This is a genomic window from Roseovarius sp. B08 (genome assembly GCF_051417955.1).
GTDB lineage: Bacteria > Pseudomonadota > Alphaproteobacteria > Rhodobacterales > Rhodobacteraceae > Roseovarius.
Genome location: NZ_JBPRLW010000001.1, coordinates 1,907,963 through 1,923,270, shown reverse-complemented (window position 1 = coordinate 1,923,270; position 15,308 = coordinate 1,907,963). Strand labels below are relative to the sequence as shown.

15 protein-coding genes and 1 pseudogene are annotated in these 15,308 nt (G+C 65.0%); 9 read left to right on the top strand and 7 right to left on the bottom strand.

Going from position 1 to position 15,308, the window contains the following annotated elements:
• Positions 1-45 precede the first annotated feature (45 nt).
• Both ACSQ76_RS09785 and ACSQ76_RS09780 read left to right on the top strand, forming a co-directional pair.
• Complete coding sequence (locus ACSQ76_RS09785; protein ID WP_306130289.1) at positions 46-666, top strand: MarC family protein; 621 nt, start codon at positions 46-48, stop codon at positions 664-666.
• Between the two features lie 25 nt (positions 667-691).
• The gene (locus ACSQ76_RS09780) at positions 692-1,273 is read left to right on the top strand and encodes a retropepsin-like aspartic protease family protein (protein ID WP_306130288.1); all 582 of its coding nucleotides are present in this window, start codon (positions 692-694) and stop codon (positions 1,271-1,273) included.
• Positions 1,274-1,287: 14 nt separating this feature from the next.
• On the opposite strand, the gene ACSQ76_RS09775 is transcribed toward ACSQ76_RS09780, so the two are convergent.
• Entirely contained in the window at positions 1,288-1,743 is a 456-nt protein-coding gene (locus ACSQ76_RS09775; protein WP_437156427.1) for a DNA polymerase III subunit chi, read from the bottom strand.
• Positions 1,743-3,216, bottom strand: a pseudogene (locus tag ACSQ76_RS09770) (leucyl aminopeptidase). Before ACSQ76_RS09770 ends, ACSQ76_RS09775 begins: the two are co-directional and overlap by 1 nt.
• Positions 3,217-3,409: 193 nt before the next feature.
• Here ACSQ76_RS09770 and lptF point away from each other — a divergent pair.
• The 6 genes from lptF to rsmA are packed head-to-tail and all read left to right on the top strand — an operon-like array spanning position 3,410 to position 10,913.
• Positions 3,410-4,549, top strand: a complete 1,140-nt coding sequence (gene lptF, locus ACSQ76_RS09765; RefSeq protein ID WP_437158181.1) for an LPS export ABC transporter permease LptF — start codon at positions 3,410-3,412, stop codon at positions 4,547-4,549.
• Positions 4,546-5,637, top strand: a complete 1,092-nt coding sequence (gene lptG, locus ACSQ76_RS09760; protein WP_437156426.1) for an LPS export ABC transporter permease LptG — start codon at positions 4,546-4,548, stop codon at positions 5,635-5,637. Before lptF ends, lptG begins: the two co-directional genes overlap by 4 nt.
• Positions 5,634-7,859, top strand: a complete 2,226-nt coding sequence (locus ACSQ76_RS09755) for an LPS-assembly protein LptD (protein ID WP_437156425.1) — start codon at positions 5,634-5,636, stop codon at positions 7,857-7,859. Before lptG ends, ACSQ76_RS09755 begins: the two co-directional genes overlap by 4 nt.
• The gene (locus ACSQ76_RS09750; protein ID WP_437156424.1) at positions 7,856-9,103 is read left to right on the top strand and encodes a peptidylprolyl isomerase; all 1,248 of its coding nucleotides are present in this window, start codon (positions 7,856-7,858) and stop codon (positions 9,101-9,103) included. The genes ACSQ76_RS09755 and ACSQ76_RS09750 overlap by 4 nt, the downstream gene beginning before the upstream one ends.
• Positions 9,100-10,080 carry a 4-hydroxythreonine-4-phosphate dehydrogenase PdxA gene (pdxA, locus tag ACSQ76_RS09745; RefSeq protein WP_437156423.1) on the top strand — a complete coding sequence of 327 codons (981 nt, stop codon included), beginning with the start codon at positions 9,100-9,102 and terminating at the stop codon, positions 10,078-10,080. The genes ACSQ76_RS09750 and pdxA overlap by 4 nt, the downstream gene beginning before the upstream one ends.
• Positions 10,077-10,913 carry a 16S rRNA (adenine(1518)-N(6)/adenine(1519)-N(6))-dimethyltransferase RsmA gene (gene rsmA / locus ACSQ76_RS09740; RefSeq protein ID WP_437156422.1) on the top strand — a complete coding sequence of 279 codons (837 nt, stop codon included), beginning with the start codon at positions 10,077-10,079 and terminating at the stop codon, positions 10,911-10,913. Before pdxA ends, rsmA begins: the two co-directional genes overlap by 4 nt.
• 36 nt (positions 10,914-10,949) lie before the next feature.
• On the opposite strand, the gene ACSQ76_RS09735 is transcribed toward rsmA, so the two are convergent.
• The 3 genes from ACSQ76_RS09735 to prfA form a co-directional block, all read right to left on the bottom strand.
• Positions 10,950-11,528 carry a DUF4167 domain-containing protein gene (locus ACSQ76_RS09735; RefSeq protein ID WP_306130280.1) on the bottom strand — a complete coding sequence of 193 codons (579 nt, stop codon included), beginning with the start codon at positions 11,526-11,528 and terminating at the stop codon, positions 10,950-10,952.
• Between the two features lie 220 nt (positions 11,529-11,748).
• Entirely contained in the window at positions 11,749-12,588 is an 840-nt protein-coding gene (gene prmC, locus ACSQ76_RS09730; RefSeq protein ID WP_437156421.1) for a peptide chain release factor N(5)-glutamine methyltransferase, read from the bottom strand.
• A complete protein-coding gene (gene prfA / locus ACSQ76_RS09725) occupies positions 12,585-13,634 on the bottom strand; it encodes a peptide chain release factor 1 (protein WP_306130278.1) in 1,050 nt (349 codons plus the stop codon). Before prfA ends, prmC begins: the two co-directional genes overlap by 4 nt.
• Before the next feature lie 62 nt (positions 13,635-13,696).
• On the opposite strand from prfA, the gene ACSQ76_RS09720 reads away from it, so the two are divergent.
• The gene (locus tag ACSQ76_RS09720; protein ID WP_306130277.1) at positions 13,697-13,918 is read left to right on the top strand and encodes a hypothetical protein; all 222 of its coding nucleotides are present in this window, start codon (positions 13,697-13,699) and stop codon (positions 13,916-13,918) included.
• Here ACSQ76_RS09720 and ACSQ76_RS09715 read toward each other — a convergent pair.
• Positions 13,913-14,320, bottom strand: a complete 408-nt coding sequence (locus ACSQ76_RS09715) for a DUF1499 domain-containing protein (protein ID WP_437156420.1) — start codon at positions 14,318-14,320, stop codon at positions 13,913-13,915. The genes ACSQ76_RS09720 and ACSQ76_RS09715 overlap by 6 nt on opposite strands.
• A 14-nt stretch (positions 14,321-14,334) precedes the next feature.
• Complete coding sequence (gene speB / locus ACSQ76_RS09710) at positions 14,335-15,297, bottom strand: agmatinase (RefSeq protein ID WP_437156419.1); 963 nt, start codon at positions 15,295-15,297, stop codon at positions 14,335-14,337.
• Between the last annotated feature and the right edge of the window lie 11 nt (positions 15,298-15,308).

Genomic DNA, 15,308 nt, shown 5'->3' with positions numbered 1-15,308 from the left:
CCCGGGCGGTTTACAACGCCCGCCTCCCGGCGCAAACCATGGCGCATGGACCCGAGTTTCCTCATCACCGCCTGGGTGGCGCTGTTCGTCATCATCGACCCGATCGGGATGACCCCGCTTTTCGTGGCGCTGACCCAGGGCGACAGCCCATCGCGCCGCCGCGCCATTGCCCTGCGCGCCTGTATCGCCGGTGCACTGATCCTGATCATCTTCGCCAGTTTCGGCGAATCCGTGCTGGAGTTCGTCGGCATCTCGATGCCCGCCTTCCGCATCGCGGGCGGTCTCTTGTTGTTCCTCACCGCGCTCGACATGCTGTTCGAGCGGCGCACCAAGCGGCGCAAGGATCAGGCGGACGAGGAAGACGACCGCGACGATCCGTCGATTTATCCGCTGGCGATTCCGCTGATCGGCGGGCCGGGCGCCATCACCACCGTGATCCTGCTGGCCGGCCAGCAGCCCGGGATCGAAGGGTTGGTTTGGGTCATCGGCGTGATGCTGAGCGTGGTCCTCCTGGTCTTCCTGTTGTTCCTGACCGCGGGCCTGCTGGAACGCGCGCTGGGGCGGACCGGCATCAACGTGATCACACGCCTGCTGGGGATGCTTCTGGCCGCGCTGGCGGTTCAGTTCGTGCTGGACGGATTGAAAGGGTTTGGGCTGGCGGGCTGAGGGTGCGCTGTTTATATATTGCGCCATGACCGGAGATGATACAGCCCGCCTGCTCTACCTCGCGCTGCTCGGCGCCGCCGTCGTGGCGTGGTTCTTTGCCCAGAACCGCAATTCTCTGGGCAAGACCATGCAATATGCGGTGGTCTGGGGACTCATCTTCGTGGGCGGCATCGCGGCGGTCGGGCTGTGGGGCGACATCCGCAACACCGTAGCCCCTGCAGCGCATCGAACCCTGGGCGAGGACCGGATCGAGCTGCGTCGGGCGATGGACGGCCACTACTACGTCACGGCGCAGGTGAACGGCGCACCGGTGGACTTCGTCGTGGATACAGGTGCCACGCTGATCGTCCTGACCCGCGCCGATGCCGAACGTGCGGGGCTGAATACCGACGAGCTGGCCTTTGTGGGGCGCGCGGGCACGGCCAACGGCACGGTCAGCACGGCGCCGGTGCGCCTTGACAGCCTGACCATCGGCCCACTGGAGGATCGCGGCATCGCGGCCTCCGTCAACGGCGGAGAGCTGGACCGGTCGCTCCTGGGTATGAGCTATCTCGAACGGTTCTCGAACGTGCAGATTTCCGACGGACGGATGATCCTTACCCGCTAGACGGCGCGCCGCCCCTACGCCTCGGCCTTCTTCTCCCAGCGGCCGGAATCCTCGGACCAGTATTGCGCCGAACACCCCGCGCCAGTCAGCGCCTTCCACTGCCCGCGGGCGTGGTTCAGCGCCCGTTCGTCATTGCCGTCGAACAGGATGCAGGTCCGTTCCAGAGCCTGCACCTCTTGGGAAGAGACCTCGGCACCGTCGATGCTCATGATGCAGGAAGCCCCGTTGGTGGCCTCCCCCGTGCCCAGCAGGATGGGCTGGCGGGCGTCATGCGGCCCGCCTTCACGCCCATGCGGCAGAAACCCGTCCTCGGGGCCCAGCCAGAGCTTTTCGTCCAGCCAGTCCAGCCGCGCCGCCTGGGTGCCGCGCACCAGCACACGCCACCCCGCGCCGCGTGCCTTGTCCAGCAGCATGGGCAATGTCGCCTCCAGCGGTCGGCGGGTCAGGTGATAGAAATAGACCGCGCCCATCACTCCCCTTCGTATTGATCGGCCACCAGCCGGTTAAGGCTCATCACGCCCCAGCCCGTCGAACCCTTGGGGGCGAAATCGGTGTCCTTGGTCACCCGCGCAACGCCGGCGATATCAAGGTGAATCCACGGTGTGCCCTCCTCGACGAAGCGTTGCAGGAACTGCGCCGCGGTGATCGAGCCGGCGGGCCGTCCGCCCACGTTTTTCATGTCGGCGATGTCGGACTTGAGTTGCTTGTCATAGTTCTTGCCAAGCGGCAGTCTCCAGGCACCCTCGCCCTCGTTCTTGGCCGCGCGCAGGAACTTGTCGCAGAAATTGTCGTCGTTGGAAAAGACGCCAGCATTCTCGTGCCCGAGCGCGATGATCATCGCACCCGTCAGAGTGGCAAGGTCGATGATCGCCGCGGGCTTGTAGGCCTGCTGCGCGTACCACAGCACATCGGCCAGCAACAGCCGCCCTTCGGCATCGGTGTTGATGATCTCCACCGTGTCGCCCTTCATCGAGGTGAAGACGTCGCCAGGGCGGTAAGCTTCGCCCGAGGGCATGTTCTCGACCAGCCCGACAAGGCCAACAACGTTGGCCTTGGCCTGACGCAGCGCAAGCGCGCGCATGGTGCCCGTCACGACCCCGGCGCCGCCCATGTCCATCGTCATGTCTTCCATGCCCGTGGGCACCTTCAGCGAAATGCCCCCCGTGTCGAACACCACGCCCTTGCCCACCAGCGCCAGCGGCGCGTCACCGTCGCGCCCGCCGGACCATTCCATGACCGCGACCTTCGTGGGCGAGGCCGAGCCTTGACCCACGGCGAGCAAAAGCCCCATCCCCTGCTTTTCAAGCTCGTCTTCCTCCAGGATGGTGATCTTGAGCCCGAGACTCTCCATCTCCTTGATGCGCTTGGCGAATTCGGTGGTGGTCAGGTGGTTGGCCGGTTCCGACACAAGGTCGCGCGTCATCAACACGCCCTCGGCCACCGCGAGCGCCGCTTTCGCAGCTTCGGTGGCCTCGTCAGGTTTGGCGACCATGATCGACACCGGACCTGCCTCGTCGGGTTGTTCCGACTTGCGCGCATCGAAGGAATAGGCGCGCAGGACGATCCCCCTGCGCCAGCTCGCTCAACCGCCGCGCGGTCCCCGCCAGCACCAGCAGAGGGTCGGACCCTTTGAGTTTGCCCAAAGCCGCGCCGGCCTGGCGCGTCTCGACCGGGTCCGCCCCACGTTCCAGGCACAGGACATCCAGCGCCTTGGCCGCAAGGCCCGTCGGCCATGCCAGAGTAATCACCTGACCCGGCTTGGTCTTTTCCCACGCCTCGCTTTCCAGCAGGCGCTTCACCGCTCCCTTGGTCAGGCGGTTCACCCGGCGCGCACCCGGGCCCATCTTGCCACTCGGCGTGACCACCACGGCGACGCGCCCTTCCGCTTCGGCGATGGCGTCGAGGTCCAGATCGGTGAAGGTAACGGAAACGGGGGTGCTCATGTGATGCTCCTTGCGCGGAAAATGTCTGTCTGTCGCCACCAGACCTAGCGCCTTGCGCGGGCAATGGCCAGTGCCGGCCGCAAACCGCCGGCGCGCGTCGCTTTACCGGTTTTCCCCCGCAGTCAAATCGCATAACTTGGCGTGCAATGCAGTTAAGGTCCTGGGGGGATGCGTGACCAGATTCGACAGGTATATGCTGTCGCAATTCATGGTGCTGTTCGGGTTCTTCGCGCTTGTGCTGGTGTCGATCTTCTGGATCAACAAGGCGGTGCGGATGTTCGATCGGCTGATCGGCGATGGCCAGCCGGCCTGGATCTTCCTTGAGTTCACCGCACTGACCCTGCCCGGCGTGATCGGCGTCGTGCTGCCCATCGCGACCTTTGCAAGCGCGGTCTACGTCACCAACCGCATGACCACCGAATCCGAAATGACGGTGATACAGGCGACCGGGTATTCCCCGTGGCGCCTGATCAGGCCGGTGTTGATCTATGGCATCCTCATTGCGGTCATGATGTCCGTGCTGAGCCACTACCTGATCCCCAAGAGCCTGAGCCAACTGCGCCTGCGCCAGGCCGAGGTCAGCCAGAACATCACGGCCAAGCTGTTGACGGAGGGAGAATTCCTGCACCCTGCCCCCGGTATCACCTTCTACATCCGCGACATCACGCCAGAGGGCGAGCTTCGGGACGTCTTCCTGTCGGACAGGCGCAATTCCGAGGTTCCCGTGACCTACACCTCGACCCAGGCCTACCTCGTGCAGGAAGGCGGCGGCACCAAGCTGGTGATGGTAGAGGGGCTGGCGCAAAACCTGCGGGCCGAGGGCAATCGCCTGTTTACCACGCATTTCGACGACTTTTCTTATGATATCAGCAGCCTTATCTCGCGCGATCCGACCAACCTCAACCGCGTCGATTTCGCCCTGACCGGCGACCTTCTGTTCCGGCCGGCCGAGATGGCCGAGATGACCGGCAGCACCGTTCCCGAAGTGCTGTACGAGGCGCATGGCAGGTTCGCACAGGCGCTGATGTGCATCGTCGCGGCGCTGATCGGGTTCGCCACGTTGCTGGTCGGCACCTACAGCCGTTTCGGGGTCTGGTGGCAGATCGTCGGGGCGTTCACCCTGCTGGTGCTGATAAAGATGGTCGAGGGCAGCGTTTCCGGTACCGTTCTGGGAAGTGCGGGCTACTGGCCGCTGATGTACCTGCCCACCGGCATCGGCGCGCTGGTCACTGTCATTCTTCTCTACCTTGCCGCCCACCCCGGTATCTGGCGTCGTTTGTGGTCGTTCGGGCCGCGCAGCGGTCCCCCCGGGCCGGTGGAGGGCACCACGTGATCCTGCATTACTATTTCGCCCGCAAGTTCCTGTGGACCTTCGTTGCCATTGCCTCGGTCTTCGTGATCCTGTTGGCGCTGATCGACCTGGTGGATGAATTGCAGGATTTCCCGAACCTGCCCTTCATGGACGTTCTCGGCGTGGTGCTGCTCAACGTCCCGCACGCGAACTACGAGATCCTGCCTCTGGTCGTGATCCTGTCGGCGGTGGCGTTGTTCCTGCGGCTGGCACGGTCGTCGGAACTGGTCGTGACGCGGGCCGCCGGGCGCTCGGCCCTGCGCAGCCTCGCCGCCCCCATCACCGTGGCCGCGCTGATCGGCATCCTGTCGATCACGATGCTGAACCCGCTCGTGGCGGCGTCCTCGAAACGGTACAACGACGTGGTCAACACCTACATGGGTGGCGGCACCAGCGTGCTGGCCATCGCGTCCGAAGGGCTGTGGTTGCGCCAGGGCAGCGCCGAGGGGCAGACGGTCATTCACGCGGCAAGGGCCAGTTCCGACGTCGCCACCCTTTACGAGGCGACATTCATCAATTTCTCGCCCGAGGGCGAACCGCAACAGCGGATCGTGGCGGAGACCGCCAGCCTTGCCGCCGGCCAGTGGGAGCTGAAGAACGCCAAGATCTGGGAACTGACGCTCGGGCAGAACCCCGAGGCGTCGGCCCGCGAGGTGGCGCAACTGGAATTGCCCTCGGCACTGACGCAGGACCGCATCATCGACAGTTTCGGCAAGCCGGAATACATCTCGCTGTGGGACCTGCCGGCGTTCATCAACCAGCTGGAAGAAGCCGGGTTCTCGGCGCGGCGTTATGCGGTCTGGTTCCAGATGGAACTGTCGCGGCCCTTGTTCCTGGTGGCGCTTGTCATGGTGGCCGCAGCCTTTACCATGCGACACGCGCGGCTCAGCAATACAGGGATCTCGGTCCTGATTGCCGTGATGTTGGGCTTTACGCTGCACTACATCCGGAATTTCGCGCAGATCCTCGGGGAGAACGGCCAAATCCCGATCTACCTCGCGGCATGGGCGCCGCCGGTGGCCTCTTTCATGCTGGCCGCAGGGATCCTGCTGCACATGGAGGACGGATGAGCCGCAGGTCCGGAATACGCGCCCGGCTTGCGGGGCTTGCCGCTGCGCTGATCTGGGCGGGTGGCGCGGTGGCGCAAGGCGGTGTCGATCCGTCTATGCCCGCCGCCACGGATGCGCCGCAGCCAGCCATCCTGGTGGCCGACGACGTTTTTCTGTCCGGTAACGAACAGCTTGTCGCCACCGGCAATGTCGAGGCGCTTTACGACGGGCGGCGGCTGAAGGCGTCTGAAATCGTTTACGACCGCACAACCGAAACCCTGCGGGTGACCGGACCGATATCGCTGGAAGACGCGGACGGCACGATGCTGGTGCTGGCCGACAGTGCCGAGCTCGACCGCGAGATGAGGAACGGCCTGCTCAGGGGCGCGCGTATCGTGATGGATGACCAGGTGCAGCTGGCCGCGAACGAGTTGGCGCGGGTCAACGGGCGATACAACCAGCTCTACAAGGCTGCCGTCACCTCGTGCCGCGTGTGCAATTCGCAAAGCCCTCCGCTCTGGCAACTGCGTGCACGCCGTGTCGTTCACGACCAGCAGGAAAAGCAGCTTTATTTCGACGGTGCGCAGTTCAGAGTGCTGAACACACCGGTTTTCTACCTGCCCCGCCTGCGCCTGCCCGATCCCACGCTGGAACGCGCCACCGGATTTCTGGTCCCATCGCTGAACAACTCCTCGCTTCTGGGGTTCGGCGCCCGGGTGCCCTATTTCATCCGGCTCGGTGATCACAAGGACCTGACCGTCACGCCGTATCTTTCCACCGAAACCCGGACGCTGGAGCTGCGCTATCGACAGGCGTTCCGCACCGGCGCGATCGAGGTGGAGGGTGCGCTGAGCGATGACGACATCGGCGGGCGCAGCTTCAAATCCTACGTCTTTGCCAACGGGACCTTCGCCCTGCCCCGCGACTTTACCCTGCGGTTCGATATCGAGGCGGTGAACGACGACACCTACCTGCTGGACTACGGCTATTCCGAGAAAGACCGGCTGGACAGCGAGATCTCGATCGAGCGTGCCCGGCGCGACGAGTACATCCGGTTTGCCCTGACCGGCTTCCATTCGCTTCGTGCCGGGGAAAGCAATGCGACCTTGCCGACGGTGGTCTCGAACGGCGAGTATGAACGCCGGTTTCAGCTGGCCAACGCGCCCGGCGGCGAAATCCGGCTTGGGGTTCTCAGCCACGCGCATTACCGGTCTTCGGACCTTGCGGTCGACGGCCCGGATTTCGATCCGTTCGCGGATGGCCGCGACGTCGCACGCTTCACCGTCAGCGCGGACTGGCACCGGTCATGGACACTTGGCGCGGGCGTGCTGACCAGCGCGCAGGTCGGGCTCGCCATCGACAGCTTTCACGTGTCGCAGGCCGGCATCACCAGCCGATCGGATGCGGTCGAGGTCACGCCCTCGGCCTCTGTCGAGCTGCGCTGGCCGCTTCTGAAGACCACGTCGTCGGGGGCGACCCATGTGATCGAGCCTGTCATGCAGCTTTCATGGGTCGGAGGCAGCAACCCGCTGGTGCCCAACGACGAAAGCACCCGGATCGAGTTCGACGAGGGCAACCTCTTCGCCACCTCCCGCTTCACTGCGCCGGACCGGCGCGAGCGCGGCTTCAACTCGGCATACGGCATCAGCTGGACACGCTATGGCACCAGGGGCTGGCAAAGCTCTTTCGCCCTTGGTCAGGTGGTGCGTGAGGAGGTCGAGGTCGACCCCGCCGGCGGGCCCGCCTTTACCAACTCCTCGGGGCTCCAGGACCGCTACTCCGACCTGCTGATCGCGGGGCAGTTCAAGAACGATGACGGGCTTACCATCACCGGGCGGGGCCTCTTCGACGACGATTTCGTCACCACCAAGGCAGAGGCGCGGGCCAGTTGGCGCAATGACCGCGCGGCCGTCGGCGGCACCTATATCTGGCTGCGCAACGATCTGGCCGAGGCGCGGCCGAACAACATCTCGGAATGGGCCTTCGACGCCTCCTATCGGCTGTCACGCCACTGGACCGGCAGCGCCAACTGGCGCTACGACGTGGCCAGCGACGAATCCGTGCGGGCGGGACTCGGGATCACATACACCAATGAGTGCGTGGACATTTCGCTTTCGGCCTCGCGTCGCTTCACCTCTTCCACTATCCTCGTGCCATCGACCGATATCAGTTTCACGGTTGGCCTTCGCGGCTTTACCACCAAGACACGCGACAAAAGCTACGTCCGGACATGCGAGCAATGATGCCAAGACTTACATACCTCACTTCCGCGCTTCTGGCGCTTACCCTCTTTGCGACTGCCGCGCTGACCGTCACGGGGCCCGCGCAGGCTCAGCAAAGTCCGTTCGACGCGGTCATCAAGGTCAACAATCTGGCCATCACCCGATACGAGATTTCGCAGAGGGCCCGGATGCTGCAACTGTTCCAGGCGCCGGGCGACCCCGAAGAGCTCGCCCGCGAACAGCTGATCGAGGACCGGCTGAAACTGGACGCAGCCAGCGCCGCGGGCTTCGAGCTGACCGAGGACGCGATCATGGCCGGGATGGAGGAATTCGCAGGCCGCGCCAACATGGACGCAGAGCAGATGATCGGTGCATTGGAGCAAGCCGGCGTCGACCCTTCGACCTATCGCGAATTTGTCCGGGCCGGTCTGACATGGCGTGAATATTCGCGCGCCCGCTTCGGGCCTCGGGTCAACGTGACCGAAGACGACGTGGACCGTGCCCGCCTCTCCTTTGGCCAAGAGACCAGCGTGCGCGTGCTCTTGTCCGAGATCATCATGCCGCTGGCGAACGCCAATCCGCAGACGATCCAGGAGCGCGCAAACCGCATCAGCCAATACACGACCGAGGCTGAATTTGCCGCCGCCGCGCGGCGGTACTCGGCCACGGAAAGTGCCGGGCGCGGGGGGCGTATGGACTGGGTTGCCGTCAACGACCTTCCCGAAGGGCTGCGCTCGGTGGTGCTGGCGCTCGCACCCGGTGAAGTGAGCAACCCGCTGCCGCTGCAGGGCGCCATCGCCCTGTTCCAGCTGCGCGACATCGAGGAGATCGACCAGCCCGAGCAGGAATACGAGGAAATCGAGTACGCCGCCTATTACATCAGCGGTGGCCGCACCGAGCAGAACCTCGCCCGCGCCGCGCAGATAGATGCGGACACCGATACCTGCAACGACCTTTACGGCATTGCCCAGGGACAGCCGGAACAGGTGCTGGAACGCGGCAGCAAATCGCCGTCCGAAATTCCCGATGACATACGGTTCGAACTTGCCAAGCTCGATCCGGGCGAGATTTCCACCGGGATCACACGCTCCGGAGGTCAGACGCTCGTGGTGCTGATGCTGTGCAGCCGGACGCCGAAGACCGAAGGCGAAGCACCCTCGGCCCAGCAGATCACCAACTTCATCCAGAGCCGGCGGCTGGACAGCTTTGCCAATGCCTATCTCGCCGAATTGCGGGCTGCGGCGCGGATCGTCGAACTGGAATGACCTCCTCTTCCGCGTTGCCCGTCGCCATAAGCTGCGGCGAACCCGCGGGCATCGGTCCGGAAATCGCGGCCCGGGCCTGGCACGCCTTGAAAGACGAGGTGCCGGTGCTGTTCTTGGGCGACCCGGACCACCTGCCGGCGGATGTGCCGGTCGCCCGCGTCGACAACCCTAAGGACGCGGCCGAAGCCGGCAAAAGCGCCCTGCCCGTGCTGGCGCATCCGTTCGAGGGGCCTCTGACGCACGGCCAGCCCAACCCCCACCACGCCCAGTCTGTCATCGACATGATCGCCAAGGGCGTCTCGCTTGTGAACGACGGTGCTGCCAGCGCCCTGTGCACGGCGCCGATCCACAAGAAAGCCTTGCAGGATGGGGCGGGCTTCGCGTTTCCCGGCCATACGGAATTCCTCGCGGAAATCTCGGATACTCGGCATGTCGTGATGATGCTGGCCAGTGACCAGTTGCGCGTCGTACCCGCGACGATCCACATCCCGTTGTCGGAGGTGCTCGCCGCCCTGTCGCCCGAGGTTCTTGAACAGGCGATCCGCATCACCCACGACGGCCTTATCCGCAACTTCGGCATCGTCGTGCCCCGCATCGCCGTGGCAGGGCTCAACCCCCATGCCGGCGAAGGCGGCAAGATGGGGCGCGAAGAGATCGAGGTGATAACGCCCGTGCTGGACAAGCTACGGAGCGAGGGCATGGACCTGCGCGGCCCCCTCAGCGCAGACACCATGTTCCACGCCGCCGCCCGCGCCACGTATGACGCGGCGGTCTGCATGTACCACGATCAGGCGCTGATCCCCATAAAGACGCTTGATTTCGACCGCGGTGTGAACGTGACCCTGGGCCTGCCTTTCGTGCGCACCTCGCCGGATCACGGCACCGCGCTCGATATCGCGGGCAAGGGCGTCGCCAACGCCTCGTCCATGATCGAAGCCGTGCGCCTTGCCGCCCGCCTGGGCCGGGCACGCGCATGAGCGCGATCGACACGCTTCCGCCCTTGCGCGACGTGATAACCGCCCATGGGCTAAGCGCGCGCAAATCCCTGGGGCAGAACTTTCTTCTCGACCTCAACCTGACGGCCAAGATCGCCCGCATGGCCGGCAAAATCGAAACCGCGGACGTGCTCGAGATTGGCCCCGGCCCCGGCGGCCTGACGCGCGGACTGCTTGCCGAGGGGGCACGGCGGGTGCTTGCGGTGGAAAAGGACGCACGCTGCATCCCGGCCCTGGAAGAAATCGCGCAGGCCTATCCCGGCCGGCTGGAGATCATCAATGGCGACGCGCTGGAAATCGACCCGGCGGCGCAACTGACTCAACCGATCAAGGTTGCGGCCAACCTGCCCTACAACGTCGGCACCGAGCTTTTGGTGCGGTGGCTGACCCCCGACACCTGGCCTCCGTTCTGGCAAAGCCTGACCCTGATGTTCCAGCGCGAAGTGGCCGAGCGTATCGTCGCGCAGCCCGGATCAAAGGCGTACGGTCGTCTGGCGGTCCTGGCGCAATGGCGGGCGTCGGCGCAGATCGTCCTGCATTTGCCGCCCGGTGCGTTCACCCCGCCGCCGAAAGTGTCAAGCGCAGTGGTGCATCTCGAGGCGCTCGCGGCCCCGCGTTTCCCGGCAGAGCCGAAGGTACTGGAACGCGTGGTGGCACGGGCCTTCAACCAGCGACGCAAGATGCTGCGCGCGGCCTTGAAAGGCATGGCGCCGGACATCGAAGACAGGCTTGTCGCGTCGGGGATCAAGCCCACGGACCGCGCCGAAACCGTCGGGCTGGAGCAGTTCTGCGCGCTCGCCAGAACGCTTGCCTGACCCGTCAGCGAAGAAAATCACGAAAAAGGTGTAGGCTTATTCTGCCGCCGCCGAGGATTCCGGGCCGCCGCCCTGTCCCTGGTCGCCACCGCCGTCGTTGCCGCCATCGGGCTTCTTGCGCGGCTTGCGACTGCGCTTGGGCTTTTGCGGTTTCTCGCTGGATTGGCTCTCGGGCGTTTCCACCAGCCCGCTGTCACTCTCGGAATCGCTTTGGATCACGTCGGGTTGCGCATCGTCGCGATCATCTTGGCCGCCCTCGTCGCCGCCACCGTTCGACTCGCGTTCCTGGCGCTGGGCGCGCTCGCGGTCACGTTCGGCCTGCCGCTCGCGGTTCTGGCGCTCCTGCTCTTCGCGCTTCTGGTCCTGCTCCTTCTGGGCCGCTCCCAGCAGGCGCAGGTAATGCTCCGCATGTTGCTGGAAGTTCTCGGTCAGAACCCGGTCGCCCGCCAATTGCGTATCGCGGGCAAGCTGGTTGTACTTGTCAATGATCTGCTGCGGCGTGCCGCGCACCTTGCCTTCGGGCCCGGAACTGTCGAACACGCGGTTGACGACATTGCCCAGGGGCGAGCGGTTGCGGTTGGACTTGTTCCGCGAACGTGACTTCGATGATCTCATATGTGGTTGTCAGCCCTATTGCTTGAAGCGCTGTTTGTTCCGGGTGACGCCCCTTGCGTCGACGATGACCGGATCAATGTGCTGGCTTGAACTCACGTACGGGTGTCGCAAGGACCCTCTTCGTCGTGATGGTCCTCAGTAAACACGCCTCGGCGCATTGCACAAGGGGTAAGCTGGATAATTTGGCAAAAAACCGGCAAAACCGCTTATTTTCCACAGATCAGAGGGGTATTTCGCCTGCGATAACCCGGTCGCGGCCTTCGATGTCGCGCAAAACCGCGACACGCACAAAGCCCGCCTCGCTGAACAGGCGACTGACCTCGGCGGCCTGCGTCCAGCCGATTTCGACCAACAATCGCCCCCCCGGCCGCAAGTGGGACACAGCACCCGGCACGATCCGGCGATAGGCAGACAGCCCATCCCCCTCGTCGGTCAGCGCGCCGCGCGGTTCGTGCATCAGCTCCGGCCCAAGGTCTTGCATTTCATCGGCCGCAATATAGGGCGGGTTCGAGACCACGAGATCGAAACGCCCCTCGACGGCCTCGAACCAGTCGGACTGTAGCAGAAGGCAGCGGTCGGCGACGCCAAGGCGCCTGGCATTGCGGTCGGCCAGGGTAAGCGCGGCGGGCGAGATATCGGTCCCGATACCGGCGGCCTCCACGCGCTCCGCGAGCAGCGACAGAAGGATGCACCCCGAGCCGGTGCCGAGATCCAGCACATGACCGAATGGATGCGACAGCGCCGCCTCCACCAGCGTTTCGGTATCCGGCCGCGGGTCGAGCACGTCGCCACTGACCTCGAAGCGATGCCGGTAGAAGTCGCGCCACCCGGTCAGATGAGACATCGGCACACGTTGTGTTGCGCGGCGCTCCAGCAGGTCTTGCAGTTGCGCGATGGCATCGGGCGTAACTTCGTCATGCGCCAGCAGGGATACCCGGTCGGGCGCCACGCCAAGCGCCAGCGCCACGAGGCTGCGCGCCTCGCGCTGCGCGTCTTCGATGCCCGCCGCCCTGAGCGTGACCCCGGCATGACGCACGAGGTCCGCGACCCGCTGGCTCACCCTTCCATCTCCGCCAGAAGCGCCGCCTGCGCATCGGCGGTCAGCGCATCGATCACCTCGTCCAGGTCGCCCTGCATCACCTGGTCCAGCTTGTAGAGCGTCAGGTTAATGCGGTGATCGGTCATGCGCCCCTGCGGGAAATTGTAGGTCCGGATCCGCTCGGACCTGTCGCCCGAGCCCACCTGCGCCGCCCGACTGGCCGAGCGTTCGTCATGCATCTTCTGCCGTTCCATGTCGAACAGCCGCGTCTTCAGTACCTGCATGGCGATCTCGCGGTTGCGGTGCTGCGACTTCTCGGAACTGGTGACGACGATGCCGGTGGGGATGTGCGTGATCCGCACGGCAGAGTCAGTAGTGTTCACGTGCTGGCCGCCCGCGCCGGAGCTGCGCATCGTGTCGATCCGCAGATCGTTCGCGTCGATCTGGATATCCACGTCCTCGGCCTCGGGCAGCACGGCCACCGTCGCGGCAGAGGTATGAATCCGCCCGCCCGATTCCGTCTCGGGCACGCGCTGCACCCGGTGCACGCCGGATTCGAACTTCAGCCGTGCAAAGACGCCCTCGCCCTTGATATTGGCCACGACCTCCTTCACCCCGCCCAGCTCGGTCTCGCTGAACTCGATGATCTCAAGCGTCCAGCCCCGCGCTTCGGCATAGCGCTGGTACATGCGCAATAGGTCGCCCGCAAAGAGCGCCGCCTCCTCGCCCCCCGTGCCTGGCCGGATCTCGATGATGGCAGGCCGTGCATCGGCCTTGTCGCGCGGCAGCAGCGCCAGTTGCAGCCGCTCCTCAAGCGCCGGGCGCTGCGCCTCCAGCGTATCCAGCTCGTCGGCGGCCAGTTCCTTCATCTCGGGGTCGGCCAGCATCGCGCGGGCACTCTCGATCCCGTCCAGCACGGCGTTATAGGCGCGGATTTCCTCGACCACCGGGCGCAGTTCCGCATATTCCCGGCCAAGCTTGGCGATGTCGCCCGTCCCGGCCGACATCTGCGCCTCGATATACTCGAACCGCTGCGTGATCTCGCGAAGTTTGTCCAATGGCACCATTTGCGCGGTGTTGCCTATTCCTCGCGCTTGGTCAAGTCGCCAAGCCGTGCTAAAATCACTCCATGAAACGGATCTGCATCCTTCTCTTCGCCCTCGCACCTGTGCTGGCCTCGGCGCAGGGAAAAACCGTCGAATGCTACTGCACCGACAAATCCGGGACACGGGTCGAAATGGGCGAGACGATCTGCATGCAGGTCGACGGGCGCAGCTTCATGGCGCAATGCCAGATGTCGCTGAACGTGCCGATGTGGCGCAAGGTGTCCGACGGCTGCCTCAGCTCATAGCTGCGACAGCCACCCGTCCAGCCGCTTGGCATTGACGCCCAAGTCCGCCTTGCCGAACCGCGCCCTGCCGTAAAGAACGATCCGCCCGTCCCGCCGCGCGACCGTCGTGTAGTCGGGAAACCCCCACAGCGCCGAGCGGGTGACATAGGTGATCATCCCCTCGTCGACCGAGCCCGCCAGCACCTCCGTGCGCGGCGTGTCGCGGATGATCGCGTCCAGCCGGGTCAGCGTCTCGCCCGCGTCCGGCACCACCCGCACGGCGCTGCTCCGACCGTCGCCCGGCTCAGGCCCGTCCGGCAGCACATGCCAGTCCTCCGCGTTAGACGGCGCAAGCCGCACGTAGACAGCAAACGCGATCAGCGCCAGCACCACAACGACAACGATCCGCGTCAGGATATACATGTCCGTTACCTTTCCTATCGCCGTGTCCAACCCCACAGGCACAGCATCTCCATCACCACATGCGCGCCGGCAATGGCCGTGGCCCCGGTGGTGTCGAAGGGCGGCGACACTTCCACCATGTCCCCGCCCACAAGGTTGATCCCCGCGATATCGCGCAGGATCGCGGCAGCCTGCCAGCTGGCCAGCCCGCCCCAGACCGGCGTGCCCGTCCCCGGCGCAAAGGCCGGGTCGAGACAATCTATATCGAAGGTCATGTAGGTCGGCGCGTCGCCCAGAACCTCGCGGATACGCGCGGCCACGGCGGCGGGTCCCATCTCGTGCACCTCGCGCGCGGTCAGGGTCGGCACGCCCAGGTTATCCTCGTTGACCGTGCGGATCCCAACCTGGATCGAGCGTGCCGGGTCCACCAGCCCTTCCTTGACTGCCTTGTAGAACATGGTGCCGTGGTCGATCCGCTCCATGTCGTCATCCGCCCAGGTGTCGGAATGCGCATCGAAATGCAGCAGCGACAGCGCCCCGTATGTCTCGGCATAGGCGCGCAGGATCGGGAAAGAGATATAGTGATCGCCCCCGATCGCGATGCTGGCCGCGCCGCCCTTCAGGATGCCGCGGATATGTTCGGTCAGCGCGGCGGGAAACTCCGACACCTTGGCATAATCGAACGCCATGTCGCCGTAATCCACGATTCCCAGCGCCTCCAGCGGGCTATAGCCGTCCCAATAGATGGGCGGATCGAAAGGCTGCAGGCTCGACGCCTCGCGCACCGCCCGCGGGCCGAGGCGCGTGCCCGTGCGATTGGTCACCGCCTGGTCGAACGGGATGCCGGTGATGGCCACGTCCACGCCCTCCAGGTCCTTGCTGTATTTGCGCCGCAGGAAGGATGGCGCGCCGCCAAAGGCATTCTCGAACGACAGCCCGCGCAGGTCGTCCCGGGTGAACGCCTGGTCCACCTGTTTCTTCGCATCCTCAAGCGCCATCCTTGCGCCCT

What these genes read in the sequence shown, in the direction of transcription:
- ACSQ76_RS09785 (WP_306130289.1), top strand. Translation starts at nt 46, where the DNA reads ATGGACCCGAGTTTCCTCATCACCGCCTGGGTGGCGCTGTTCGTCATC.
- ACSQ76_RS09780 (WP_306130288.1), top strand. Translation starts at nt 692, where the DNA reads ATGACCGGAGATGATACAGCCCGCCTGCTCTACCTCGCGCTGCTCGGC.
- ACSQ76_RS09775 (WP_437156427.1), bottom strand. Translation starts at nt 1,743, where the DNA reads ATGGGCGCGGTCTATTTCTATCACCTGACCCGCCGACCGCTGGAGGCG.
- lptF (WP_437158181.1), top strand. Translation starts at nt 3,410, where the DNA reads ATGCTGTCGCAATTCATGGTGCTGTTCGGGTTCTTCGCGCTTGTGCTG.
- ACSQ76_RS09755 (WP_437156425.1), top strand. Translation starts at nt 5,634, where the DNA reads ATGAGCCGCAGGTCCGGAATACGCGCCCGGCTTGCGGGGCTTGCCGCT.
- ACSQ76_RS09750 (WP_437156424.1), top strand. Translation starts at nt 7,856, where the DNA reads ATGATGCCAAGACTTACATACCTCACTTCCGCGCTTCTGGCGCTTACC.
- pdxA (WP_437156423.1), top strand. Translation starts at nt 9,100, where the DNA reads ATGACCTCCTCTTCCGCGTTGCCCGTCGCCATAAGCTGCGGCGAACCC.
- rsmA (WP_437156422.1), top strand. Translation starts at nt 10,077, where the DNA reads ATGAGCGCGATCGACACGCTTCCGCCCTTGCGCGACGTGATAACCGCC.
- ACSQ76_RS09735 (WP_306130280.1), bottom strand. Translation starts at nt 11,528, where the DNA reads ATGAGATCATCGAAGTCACGTTCGCGGAACAAGTCCAACCGCAACCGC.
- prfA (WP_306130278.1), bottom strand. Translation starts at nt 13,634, where the DNA reads ATGGTGCCATTGGACAAACTTCGCGAGATCACGCAGCGGTTCGAGTAT.
- ACSQ76_RS09720 (WP_306130277.1), top strand. Translation starts at nt 13,697, where the DNA reads ATGAAACGGATCTGCATCCTTCTCTTCGCCCTCGCACCTGTGCTGGCC.
- ACSQ76_RS09715 (WP_437156420.1), bottom strand. Translation starts at nt 14,320, where the DNA reads ATGTATATCCTGACGCGGATCGTTGTCGTTGTGGTGCTGGCGCTGATC.
- speB (WP_437156419.1), bottom strand. Translation starts at nt 15,297, where the DNA reads ATGGCGCTTGAGGATGCGAAGAAACAGGTGGACCAGGCGTTCACCCGG.